This window comes from Flavobacterium sp. CG_23.5 (assembly GCF_017875765.1).
GTDB lineage: Bacteria > Bacteroidota > Bacteroidia > Flavobacteriales > Flavobacteriaceae > Flavobacterium.
The window spans coordinates 1,091,874-1,104,317 of the sequence record NZ_JAGGNA010000001.1 but is presented as its reverse complement, the minus strand read 5'-3'; the positions used below and the strand labels follow the sequence as shown (position 1 = coordinate 1,104,317).

Genomic DNA, 12,444 nt, shown 5'->3' with positions numbered 1-12,444 from the left:
TTTTCATTTACGCAAACGTTTTCTTTACTTATTTTTACAACCAATAAAAAATATACTTATGAGTATTGGTTATAAAGTAAATGTAAATGACACTTTTCATTTTGATGTTGAAAAGAAGAGTGTTTCACAACTAGATGCGGTATCGGTGGAAACAAATAAATTTCATATACTGCATGAAAATACACCTTATAAAGCGGAGATCGTAACTTCTGATTTCAATCAAAAAAGCTATACCGTTAAGGTAAACAACAACAGCTACACTGTAGTGATTTCAAATCCATTGGATATTCTTATCAAGGAAATGGGATTTGAAGTTGGACTCACCAAACAAGTAAACTTCATTAAAGCACCTATGCCTGGACTAATTCTGGAAATTAGTGTTGTGGTGGGTCAAGAAGTAAAAGAAAACGACAATTTAATCATTCTTGGGGCTATGAAAATGGAAAATAGTTTCCTTTCTCCGCGTGATGGCGTTATCAAATCGATTTCGGTTGCTATGGGAGATGCAGTAGATAAAGGACAGTTGTTAATTGAATTCGAATAATAAAATACCGATAATTCGCAATTTAAAAATGAATGGTAAATTATTCAAAGCAATTGATTGTAATAGCATTAAAAATTAGCGAATCTGCGGTTAAAAAATAAAAAATGAAAAAATTATTAGTTGCCAATAGAGGGGAAATTGCCATCAGGGTGATGAAAACCGCACAAAAAATGGGCATTAAAACGGTTGCAGTTTATTCGACAGCTGATCGAAATGCACCTCACGTAAAATTTGCCGATGAAGCGGTTTGGATTGGAGAAGCACCTTCGAGTCAATCGTATTTATTAGGAAGCAAAATTATAGAAGTAGCCAAATCCTTAAATGTGGACGCGATTCATCCGGGTTATGGATTTTTGAGCGAAAATGCTGATTTTGCCGAAGAGTGTGAAAAAAACAGCATCATATTTATTGGTCCTAAATCGAGAGCCATTAGAGTTATGGGAAGTAAATTAGCGGCTAAAGATGCGGTTAAGGAATATAATATTCCAATGGTTCCCGGTGTAGACGAAGCGATTACGGATATTGAAAAAGCAAAGTTAGCTGCAAAAGCAATTGGTTTTCCTATTCTAATTAAAGCCTCGGCAGGTGGTGGTGGAAAAGGAATGCGTGTGGTAGAAAGCGAAAGTGATTTTGAATCTCAAATGAACCGAGCGATTAGCGAAGCAATTGCTGCTTTTGGTGATGGTTCTGTTTTTATTGAAAAATATGTGGCTTCACCGCGACATATAGAAATTCAAGTGATGGCAGACAGTCACGGAAATATTTTGTATTTATTCGAAAGAGAATGCAGCATCCAGCGTCGTCATCAAAAAGTGATTGAAGAAGCGCCATCTTCGGTTTTAACGCCGGAATTGCGAAAAAAAATGGGTGAAGCAGCTGTTTTGGTTGCCAAATCATGTGATTATTTAGGAGCGGGAACGGTAGAATTTTTATTGGATGAAAATAATAATTTCTATTTCCTTGAAATGAATACGCGATTGCAAGTAGAACATCCCGTTACGGAATGGATTACAGGAACCGATTTAGTTGAATTGCAAATCAGAGTGGCCAGAGGTGAGGAATTAATCATTAAACAGGAAGATTTACAAATCAAAGGACACGCTTTAGAATTGAGAGTCTATGCCGAAGACCCAATGAATGATTTTTTACCAAGTGTAGGTCATTTAGATGTATATCAATTGCCTGTGGGCGAAAATATTCGTGTCGATAACGGTTTTGAACAAGGCATGGATATTCCTATTTATTATGATCCAATGTTGGCCAAACTTATCACGTATGGAGAAACTCGTGAAGAAGCGATTCAGTTGATGATCAAAGCGATTGATGGTTACCATGTCGAAGGGGTGCAAACGACGTTGCCTTTCGGGAAATTCGTTTTTGAACATGAAGCTTTTCGCTCCGGAAATTTCGATACTCATTTTGTAAAAAAATATTACAATGCGGATGTGTTGAAAAACCAAATGGCTAAAGAAGCCGAAATCGCAGCTCTCGTGGCTATGAAACAGTATTTTGAAGATCAAAAAATCGTACGCTTACCAATTTAATGATAAAATCTTACCACATAGAAACATAGAAAAAGCTAGTCTTAAAATGTTTGTAAAAAAAGATAGATAGAAAATTATTTTTCCACATAGCTTATGAAGTCTATGAATAAGTGAAACGTCTTTATTCTAAAGGGTTAAAATCTATGTATCTATGTGTTTCGTTTTTTTAAATTACTTTACTTAATCCAGAAAATAATAAATGACAACAGATGGAGTCTAAAATAAAAGTATTAAACAATAAAATTGCCGAAGCTCATTTGGGTGGCGGTAAAAAACGTATTGAAAAGCAACATTCCAACAAAAAATTAACTGCCAGAGAACGGGTTGAGTATTTGATGGACGAAGGCTCTTTTGAAGAAATAGGGATGTTAGTTACACACCGTACCTCTGATTTTGGTATGGATAAAGAGTTGTATTATGGAGACGGTGTAATCACAGGATATGGAACCATAAACGGTAGATTGGTTTACATTTTCGCTCAGGATTTTACTGTTTTTGGAGGTTCTTTGTCGGAAACGCATGCTGAAAAAATCTGTAAAATAATGGATATGGCAGTCAAAATGGGTGCGCCAATGATTGGATTAAACGATTCTGGTGGAGCACGTATTCAAGAAGGGGTTCGTTCACTGGGCGGTTATGCTGATATTTTCTTTAAAAACGTACAAGCTTCGGGAGTGATTCCACAAATTTCAGCTATCATGGGACCCTGCGCCGGTGGAGCCGTTTATTCTCCTGCGATGACTGATTTTACGATGATGGTCGAAGACACCAGTTACATGTTTGTAACCGGTCCGAATGTGGTGAAAACCGTAACCAATGAAACCGTAACCTCGGAGGAACTAGGTGGAGCAAGCACACATTCTACCAAGTCTGGTGTGGCTCATTGTACTTCGACAAATGATGTGGAATGTTTAGAAGATTTAAAACGATTGTTGAGCTATTTGCCACAAAGCAATAAAGAAACGCCACACAATTTGCCTTATGAATTAGGTGATGAGGTACGGGAGCAATTATCGAATATTATTCCTGATAATCCAAATAAACCTTATGATATGCTTAGCGTCATTGGTGGGATTATTGATGAAGATTCGTTTTTCGAAATTCATAAAAACTATGCCGAAAATATCCTTGTGGGTTTTGCCAGACTGGGAGGAAGAAGCATTGGAATTGTAGCCAATCAACCAATGTTTTTAGCAGGTTGTTTGGACGTAAAAAGTTCGATTAAAGCGGCAAGATTTACCCGTTTTTGCGATGCCTTTAATATACCATTGTTGGTTTTGGTAGATGTGCCAGGTTTTTTACCAGGAACGGATCAAGAATGGAATGGAATTATCGTACATGGTGCCAAATTATTATATGCTTTGAGCGAAGCGACGGTGCCAAGAGTTACCGTTATTACTCGTAAAGCCTATGGTGGTGCCTATGATGTTATGAACTCGAAACACATTGGTGCCGACATGAATTTTGCCTGGCCAACTGCTGAAATTGCTGTAATGGGGGCGAAAGGAGCCAGTGAAATTATCTTCAAAAAAGAAATCAACGAAGCCGAAGATCACGAAGCCAAACTATTGGAAAAAGAAGCCGAATATGCCGATTTGTTTGCTAATCCATACACAGCAGCCCAACGTGGTTTTGTTGATGAAGTAATCTTACCGCAAGACACGAGACGCAAATTGATAAAAGCTTTCAGTATGCTCGAAAATAAAGAAAGTGTAACTCCTAAAAGAAAACACGGAAATATTCCTTTGTAGTATTTTAGTATAAAAATGCAGAAACCAGCTGAAAAGGCTGGTTTTTTTGTAGTTTTATTTTTTAGACTTTACTTTTTTTTTCTTCAACGGTTTCTTGATAGTTTAATTTATTATAACGTATACAAAGACTATTTTTAATACCATTTTTAAAATTGCATTTTTCAAGATAGAACTTCAAATCCATTAATTTATTTTTGCAAGAATCAGCCTTCATTCAAATTTACTTTTTCTTTCAATTTCAAATATTTTTTTGAGATTTTTATTTTGAGATTCTTCGATGGCGCCATTAAAGTTTCTGCGCCTGCGTTGAAGTTAGCATTGTATTAATCAAGATGAAAAAGATGATATTGACTAATTAAAAAGTAGCGGTTTTGCAGAAAATAAAGCTTTATAAACAAGTTTATATTTTTTGAATTAAAAAGATTAACTTGCGCCAGTAATTTAACATATTATTTTAATATAAACAATTAATTTTTATTAAAAGAAATAGGTTAAATGCATTTAGTTCCCCAAATACCACCTTGTATTATGAAAAAAATCGGTACTATTAATACCTACTATAAGCTTTTATTACTGATTGTTTCTACAAGTTTATTCTTTTTGTTACTTTATGTTTCACTTTATCTTTACACCATTAAAGAAGAAAAGCAATTTTATAAAAGAACATTTAATCAGTATGAAAATGAAGTTAATTCACTTTTCAAACTTAATTCGGAAACACCCACAGCTACAATTATTGATGTTACATTTTGGGACGGATTGGTTAAATTTACTAAAACAAAAGATAAAAAGTGGTATAATAAGAATGTGGCAAGCCAATTTGAAACTTATAAAATGGATTATGTTGGGGTATATGATTTAAGCAACCAATTGATTAATAAAACGAAATCGACGAAGATTAAAACAATTAATTTTATTCCGAAAGAGGTGATGCTAAAACTTTATAAGTCTAAACTCACTCGGTTTTATATGAAAATTCCAGAAGGAATTGTGGAAGTTTTTGGCGGAACAATTCATCCTTCAAACGATCCAAAAAAAAATAAGTCAAATCCTTCTGGTTATTTCTTTATGGCTAGGCTTTTAGATAAAGATTTTTTTGAGAAACTTGACCAAATTAGTAGTTCCAAGGTAAGTCTAACAGAAAATAGTTACATAAGTCCTGTTGCAAAAGATGCAGTTACTATAAATTTAGGTTTGAAGGATTGGAATAATAAAGAGGTTTCAAAATTAACTTTTAAAAGAGTTTTTAATCTGAATTTTAAAAATACGAAAGAGATTCTTTTCATAGTTATAATTGCTTCGATATTTAATATTTTAATTTGTCTTTATTACACCAAGCGCTGGGTTTACAATCCTTTGAAATTGATAACGAGTATTTTGGAAACAGGAAGTCGATCTGCTATTGCTAGTCTGAAAAGAATAAAAGGGGAGTTTGGATATATTGGGAATCTTTTTGAAGAAAATAGTAATCAAAGAAAGCAATTGGAAATTTCTAAACATAAAGCGGAGGAAAGCGATAAGCTCAAGTCTTCTTTTTTAGCTAATTTATCACACGAAATTAGAACACCAATGAACGCAATCATTGGTTTTAGTGATTTGTTAAGCAATCCTGATTTAAATGAAAATGAAAAATCAGAATATTTGAAAATTATTAATAAAAGCGGTAATAATCTGGTTTCTATTATTGAGGATCTTATTGAAATGTCTAAAATTGATGCACATCAAATTAAGCCAAAATATAAGGGTATCAACCTCAATAAATGCATTCGGGAATTATATGAAACAATCAAAGTCACCATTCCAAAAGAAAAACAGATTGATTTTCATATTATTGAATGTTCCAATCCAATTGAAAAGTATTTACTTACAGATGAAACTAAGTTAAAGCAAATTCTTGTAAATTTGATAGCAAATGCAATTAAATTTACAGATGAAGGTTCCATTTCCTTTGGTTATGCGGTAAATGATAATGACGGAACCGTTACTTTCATGGTTAAAGATACCGGAAGAGGAATTGACGAAAAAAATCTCAAAGTAATTTTTAATCGGTTTTTAAGGGTTGAAGATCAGTTTCATGCCGACTCAAGTGGCTTAGGCTTAGGCTTGGCTATTTCTAAAGCTTATATTGAAATGTTAGGAGGTTCAATTACCGTAAACTCTTCATTTGGGAAAGGTTCAATTTTTCGATTTAAAATACCTTTAGTTTTTGATGAATCAGAAAAGAAAATCAAGGTTAAAACGACTAACAGTTTTCATCATAATTTAGGAAATGAGACAATTTTGATTGCGGAGGACGATAATATAAATTTCTTGTTATTAAAGAAAATTTTGCAATTAAGAAATTATACAATTCTTCGAGCCAAAAATGGTCAAGAAGCCGTCGATATTTGTAGGGTAAATACCGATATTGATTTGGTTTTTATGGATGTAAAAATGCCGGTAATGAATGGATTGGATGCTTTTAAAATTATAAAAAAAACGAATCCAGATTTAATTGTAATAGCTCAAACGGCATATTCATCAGCCGAAGATAAAGAAATGATACTGAATTTAGGGTTTAAAAATTATATTACGAAACCTTTAAATAAAGAAAAAATATTTGAATTATTAGATGGTTTTTTTAAAGTAAAAGAAAAAAATAAACTAAAAAAAATGTTAACAGATTTTAATAAAAACTGAGATAAGAAAGCGTTGTTTGAAGGTGACAGCTCTTTCTTATAACAATAAATATTCTAATTTACATATTCGTCGGCTATTTTTAACGCTTCAGAAATAATGGCTAAACTTTCGTCTATTTGAGTTTCATTAATCAATAATGGCGGAGCAATAAAGATGTAACCCTAACGAACAAAGGTGTACAGTCCTAATTCTCTCAATTTGGCACCCACTTTGTTCATGATTTCCATTTCACTTGCGCTGGCATTGAAAGGTGCCATTAATTCATACGGTTTTCGGCTTTTTATAACATCTAAACATCCCAATAATCCTTTAGTTCTAAAATCGCCCATTGATGGATGTTGGGTACGCAATTCGTTGATTCTCTTTTCCATAAAAGCACCTATTTTATTGGTGTTTGCAATTAGATTATCAGTTTCATAAATGTTTACTACCGCCGATGAAGCGGCTAACGCTACCGGATGTGGGTTGTATGTTAAGCCAATCCATAAAGGAGAATCGCCATATTTTGCGGCGATTTTATCTGAAACCATCGGACAGCCCAGAGGAAGATAAGAGGAAGTCAAACCTTTTGCCATGCAAATCATATCCGGAATGATATCACTATGCTCAAAACCGAACCACTTTCCCGTTCTTCCAAAGCCGCTCATCACTTCATCGGCAATAAACAAAATATCGTATTTTCGAATAAGGTTTTGATGCCCTTCAAGTATCCATTTGGATAATGTAAGCAACCTGACGAACCGCTTTCGCCTTCAAAAATAAAGGCAGCAATAGTATGTCCACCTTCATAACGAATGATTCTTTCTACCGAATCCAAGCTCCATTTTAATCGAGTTTCTTCGTTTGGTATTTAGGCGGAAGATTGTGAAAACGCCAACATTTAGACAGAAAAAATGAAGCGGGAAATATTTTTATAAACTCATCAGCACAATCGGATTCTAGGATTCGTTTTGAAGGAACAAAAAAGTCAGGCTATGGAGGAGAGTAGTCTGAGATTTGAATAAAAAAAATTATGAATATGAAATCAACAATTATCGAATAGAAAACAAAGTTAATAGCAGACCATTTGTTGAAGTATTAGTTATTAATGGAGGTTAATGATGTTTATGCAAGTGGCTAAGCAGGCTTTAAATTTTCTATGTTGGGCTTTAAATTGCTATAGAAATAGAAGTATCAAAAAATTATAGCGTACCAATTTTTGCAAGAAATACAAATAACAATTTTAGTATACAGAAATTTGCTGCAGCCAGTAATTTAACAAAAACAATTATAATCTTTATTTCAAGCAGTATGAAGTTTACAATCAAATATTGCATATTAAATTATTGTTTATTTTTTTTTTGGTAGTCTGGTTTAATAATAAAAAAAATCGCCCGAAGGCGATTTTTTTTTTAGAATCTCAACTGATATACTTCGTCTAAATCTTTCTCTGAACTTATATTCACATTTAAATCAGTTACAAATCCAGAATTCAGTCCATAAACCCAACCATGAAGTGTTAAATCTTGCCCGTTTCTCCATGCTGCTTGAACAATTGATGTTTTAGCTAAATCGAAAACTTGTTCTTTTACATTAATTTCAACAAAAGCATTGAAGCGTTCCGTCTCATCAGTAATTGAATTTAAGTATTCGTCGTGTAAACGATAAACATCTTTTATATGTCGAATCCAATTATCTATGATTCCAATTGAATCATTTCCCATGGCGGCCTTTACACCTCCACAACCATAATGACCGCAAACAAGCACATGTTTTACTTTCAAAACATTTACAGCATAATCTAATACACTCAACATATTCATATCACTATGCACTACCATATTGGCAATATTCCTATGTACAAATACTTCGCCTGGTTTAGCCCCTACAATTTCATTAGCAGGAACTCTACTGTCTGAACATCCAATCCACAATAATGGGGGTGTTTGTCCCTTAGCTAAATCTTCAAAATAATTGGGATCTTTGGCTAGAGAAGTTTCGACCCATTTTTTGTTGTTATCTAATATTTTTTTATAAAAATCGCTCATTTTTTTGTTTTTTTTAAATTTGAGAATCTCATTTTTGCGTGTTCTAAAAGCACTACTAAAAGTGATTTCATTAAAATTAATTACTCAATAAAGTCCTCAGTAAGGATCTCTCTTTTGACTGTTTTTCTTTTAGCGGCATCATAATAATGTTCAAAAGTAACTTTGTTTGGCGTTTCTTCAGTATTTTCTAGCTGATAAGCTTTTTTAAAACCTCTAAGTTTAACTTTAATATTATAATCTTTACCTCTTGTGGTTTTGAATTCATGGATTAAATCCAAAATATCATGTGCTATATAAACAGTGTCTTTTGCATCTATAATTACTTTTGAATTTTCTGGAATATCATTCAACGTAGATTTTATTGCAGCTTTATTCAAAAAAGAAACTTCTTGTGCTAAATCAATATGAATAACATCGCCGTCCGCATATTCTTCTTTTCTAAAATTATAGGCACGTTTCAGGTTCCCTTTTAAAACAAATATGATACTAATTATAATTCCTAAAGCCACTCCTTTTAATAAATCAGTAAATACTACTGCCAATAATGTGGCAATAAAAGGAACAAATTGATATTTTCCTTTTTCCCAAAAGTGCTTAAATATGGATGGTTTAGCAAGTTTGTATCCTACTAATAGTAATATGGCTGCTAATGTTGCCAATGGAATTTTATTCAATATTAATGGAATAGTTACAACACTTACCAATAACAAAATACCGTGGATAATGGCAGACATTTTGGATTTGGCGCCCGAATTACTATTTGCTGATGTACGTACAATTACAGATGTTAATGGTAAACCACCTAATAGAGAACTCACCATGTTTCCAATTCCTTGCGCTTTTAATTCCGCATTGGTATCGGTGTACCGTTTCTGGACATCCATTCTATCCGCTGCTTCAACACTTAATAGGGTTTCAATCGAGGCAACAATTGCTATAGTAAAGGCAACGACCCAAACTTTGGAATTCGTAATTCCAGAAAAATTAGGGGTGACAATTATTTGTTTAAACTCTTCCAAAGTCGTTGGAACTGGTAATGAAACTAAATGTTCTGTGGCTATAGCCAAAGAGCTTCCGGATGATGTGAAAATCTCGTTTAAAACAACACCAACAACTACTGCTATAAGAGCTCCAGGTACTAATTTTAATTTTTTTAAGAAAGGAACCTTATCCCAGGCAATTAAAATTAGTAATGAAAGTACCGTTATTATAATGGAACCCAATTGGATATAATTAGAAACAGCCAGTAATGCAGAAAATGTATTGCTTCCGTCTAATTCTAAAAAGGCTTGATCTCCTTCAAAATCACTGTCATAACCAAAGGCATGCGGCAATTGTTTCAGAATAATAATAATTCCAATTCCGGCCAGCATTCCTTCGATTACATTAGTTGGAAAATAATTTGAAATAGTTCCCGCTTTGATAAATCCCAACGCTAATTGGATTAAACCCGCAATAAAAACCGCAGTTAAAAAAATATCAAATGCACCTAAATCAGTAATCGCCGTAAGAACAATAGCGGTTAAACCTGCTGCTGGACCCGAGACACTTAAATGTGATTTACTCAGATAGCCCACAACTATTCCACCTATAATACCTGAAATTATTCCCGAAAATAATGGTGCTCCAGACGCCATTGCTATACCTAAACACAATGGTAGCGCCACCAGAAAAACCACTAAACCAGACGCGAAATCGGATTTAAGGTTAGCAAAAAGATTGATTTTTTTTGTCATTATACCTCACTAAAAATTAAACACAAAGATTTTTTTCACATTGTTATAATGCGAGCAATTTAATTTTAAAATTTTAAAATTAACAATGTATTAAAGGTGGTCAGGCGGGGGAATAAATATAGTCGAAGAAATAATATCGTGCTTAGACAAATTCTCTGACAGAATAAGACTTGAGGTTAATTCCGATAAATGAATTATTTCATAAGCAATATCAAAATGAAAAATTGCTTTAATCTGTTTGTGTGATTGTTCTTCTTCAAAAAAACTATAGGTAATAGAAGTATCGGTACTTTTCTCTATAACACTAACAATTGTAGGTGTTAAAAGAAAAGCAATAAAAATAAATAATAATATTTGTGCGACGATCTTCATTACCGCAAAAATAGAATTTAACAAATGAAATCAATATTATTTTATGAAATTTAAAACAAAATTAACATCTGTTAGGCTACCATCAAATGTGTAATTTGAATCACATTAACTTTCTATTTTTTATGTTCTGACGGATAGTGACAAGTGTGATGAAATAAAATATTTTTAAAAAATACACTATTTAAATAGGGGGTGTTTATTTTATTTGATTTAAAAACAGATGTAATTTCTACTTTTTTTTATTTTTTTTATATTTTGTATTAAAAAAATAGGGGTAAGGCGTAATATTTAAATTATGAATTTTTTAAAATATTACGATAATAATATGAAATATTTATTATTCCACAATGATTTTTTGTTATCAATAATTCTTCTCAAAAATAACCAAATAAGTAAATATTATTTAATCAAGTCGCATAAAAGTTAATAAATTCGCCAAAAGGAAAAGGGGTTTTACTTCAAGAAAAAAAGAGTAATTATGGTACTTTTTTTACAATTTTAGAGAGTGACCAGTGTAAAACGAGAATATTTTATAAAGTTCAACCAAATAATACCCAACCAGATTAATAACTAAAACTAAATTAAACATGAAAAAAGCATTAACTATTTTAGTAATTTTACTAACGACAAGCATAACATTTGCACAAGATGCACCAGCACCAGCTACTACTTTTGGAGGATCGGCTGATATGTATTATAAATATGATTTTGCAAATTTAGCAGGGAACGGAAAAACTAGTTTTACTAATTCTCACAACTCATTTGAGTTAGGAATGGCTTCCATAGAGGCATCTCACAAAATAGGAAAAGGATCTGTATTCGTTGATTTAGGTTTTGGAAACAGAGCTAAAGAATTTACATACAATGATAAAGCAAGTTCATTTATGATAAAGCAATTGATTTTTACTTACGAATTTTCGGAAAAATTTAAAGTTATTGGAGGTAGCTTTACTACGCATATCGGATATGAATTATTGGATGCTGTCGATAATAAAAACTACAGTATGTCCTACGCTTTTACTAATGGACCATTTTTTAACACTGGAGTAAAAGCGCAATATACTTCAGGTAAAGTTAGTTTTATGGCTGGGGTAACGAATCCAACGGATTTTAAAACAACGATTGAAGCTGGTTCTACGCAAAAAACATTCATAGGACAAGTGGCTTATGTGGGAGATTCAGGAAGTGTATACTTTAATGCAACTTCCGGTAGTTCAAATCCGGCAACTACAGTGAATAAAACGCAATTTGATGTTGTAGCATCTAAAAAGATTACTGATAAATTTTCTTTAGGATTTAATGGAACGTATGCATTGATAAATGATGATGTCACTAGTGCAAATGATGAAAAATGGTTTGCTTTAATTGGATATGCCAATTATGCTGCAAAAGACAATATTAGTTTAGCATACAGATTAGAGTATTTTGACGCAACTGACGCGGCCGTAACTCTTTCAACTTTAGGTGGATCTAGTATCGTAGGTAACACGCTTTCATTGAACTACAAAGTTGGAAATTTAACAATCATTCCTGAGGTTAGAGTTGATCTCTCATCCAAAGATATATTTATGGACAGCAATTCAAATCCATCAGGTTCTAATGCCTATGTTTTGTTGGCAACAACTTACAGCTTCTAATTAAATTAGATAAGACAATATTTTTTTTTTGCTGCCATGACATTCTTTTATATGTTGTGGCAGCTTTTTTTTATTATTAGTTGTAGTACTCAAAGTGCATTTAAGATAAAGAAAATAGGCAGAGAAGGATATGAATAAAAAAAACGATTCTTTG

General features: G+C 32.7%; 9 protein-coding genes. 5 read left to right on the top strand and 4 right to left on the bottom strand.

Features of this window, described 5'->3' with window-relative positions; translation table 11 throughout:
- The first annotated feature begins 58 nt into the window (after positions 1-58).
- The 4 genes from H4V97_RS04630 (at position 59) to H4V97_RS04615 (ending at position 6,518) form a co-directional block, all read left to right on the top strand.
- On the top strand, positions 59-544 hold the full coding sequence (locus tag H4V97_RS04630) for an acetyl-CoA carboxylase biotin carboxyl carrier protein subunit (protein ID WP_209549078.1): 486 nt from the start codon (positions 59-61) through the stop codon (positions 542-544).
- Positions 545-648: 104 nt separating this feature from the next.
- Positions 649-2,088 (top strand): acetyl-CoA carboxylase biotin carboxylase subunit, encoded by a 1,440-nt coding sequence (gene accC, locus H4V97_RS04625; protein WP_209549077.1) that lies wholly within the window; start codon positions 649-651, stop codon positions 2,086-2,088.
- Positions 2,089-2,297: 209 nt separating this feature from the next.
- Positions 2,298-3,839 carry an acyl-CoA carboxylase subunit beta gene (locus H4V97_RS04620; protein ID WP_209549076.1) on the top strand — a complete coding sequence of 514 codons (1,542 nt, stop codon included), beginning with the start codon at positions 2,298-2,300 and terminating at the stop codon, positions 3,837-3,839.
- Between the two features lie 528 nt (positions 3,840-4,367).
- Positions 4,368-6,518: an ATP-binding protein gene (locus tag H4V97_RS04615; RefSeq protein WP_209549075.1), complete on the top strand. Its 2,151-nt coding sequence runs from the start codon at positions 4,368-4,370 to the stop codon at positions 6,516-6,518.
- A 161-nt stretch (positions 6,519-6,679) separates the two neighbouring features.
- Here the strand turns inward: H4V97_RS04615 and H4V97_RS04610 are convergent, their stop codons facing one another.
- The 4 genes from H4V97_RS04610 to H4V97_RS04595 form a co-directional block, all read right to left on the bottom strand.
- Positions 6,680-7,249 carry an aminotransferase class III-fold pyridoxal phosphate-dependent enzyme gene (locus H4V97_RS04610; protein WP_209549074.1) on the bottom strand — a complete coding sequence of 190 codons (570 nt, stop codon included), beginning with the start codon at positions 7,247-7,249 and terminating at the stop codon, positions 6,680-6,682.
- A 660-nt stretch (positions 7,250-7,909) separates the two neighbouring features.
- Positions 7,910-8,545 (bottom strand): carbonate dehydratase, encoded by a 636-nt coding sequence (gene can / locus H4V97_RS04605; RefSeq protein WP_209549073.1) that lies wholly within the window; start codon positions 8,543-8,545, stop codon positions 7,910-7,912.
- Between the two features lie 80 nt (positions 8,546-8,625).
- Entirely contained in the window at positions 8,626-10,281 is a 1,656-nt protein-coding gene (locus tag H4V97_RS04600) for a SulP family inorganic anion transporter (RefSeq protein WP_209549072.1), read from the bottom strand.
- Between the two features lie 90 nt (positions 10,282-10,371).
- Complete coding sequence (locus H4V97_RS04595) at positions 10,372-10,653, bottom strand: hypothetical protein (protein ID WP_196851545.1); 282 nt, start codon at positions 10,651-10,653, stop codon at positions 10,372-10,374.
- 587 nt (positions 10,654-11,240) lie between these two features.
- On the opposite strand from H4V97_RS04595, the gene H4V97_RS04590 reads away from it, so the two are divergent.
- Entirely contained in the window at positions 11,241-12,290 is a 1,050-nt protein-coding gene (locus tag H4V97_RS04590) for an outer membrane beta-barrel protein (RefSeq protein ID WP_196851544.1), read from the top strand.
- Positions 12,291-12,444 lie beyond the last annotated feature (154 nt).

Excerpts from the sequence above, each read along its gene's own strand:
- H4V97_RS04630 (WP_209549078.1), top strand. The coding sequence starts at position 59 with ATGAGTATTGGTTATAAAGTAAATGTAAATGACACTTTTCATTTTGAT.
- accC (WP_209549077.1), top strand. The coding sequence starts at position 649 with ATGAAAAAATTATTAGTTGCCAATAGAGGGGAAATTGCCATCAGGGTG.
- H4V97_RS04620 (WP_209549076.1), top strand. The coding sequence starts at position 2,298 with ATGGAGTCTAAAATAAAAGTATTAAACAATAAAATTGCCGAAGCTCAT.
- H4V97_RS04615 (WP_209549075.1), top strand. The coding sequence starts at position 4,368 with ATGAAAAAAATCGGTACTATTAATACCTACTATAAGCTTTTATTACTG.
- can (WP_209549073.1), bottom strand. The coding sequence starts at position 8,545 with ATGAGCGATTTTTATAAAAAAATATTAGATAACAACAAAAAATGGGTC.
- H4V97_RS04600 (WP_209549072.1), bottom strand. The coding sequence starts at position 10,281 with ATGACAAAAAAAATCAATCTTTTTGCTAACCTTAAATCCGATTTCGCG.
- H4V97_RS04595 (WP_196851545.1), bottom strand. The coding sequence starts at position 10,653 with ATGAAGATCGTCGCACAAATATTATTATTTATTTTTATTGCTTTTCTT.
- H4V97_RS04590 (WP_196851544.1), top strand. The coding sequence starts at position 11,241 with ATGAAAAAAGCATTAACTATTTTAGTAATTTTACTAACGACAAGCATA.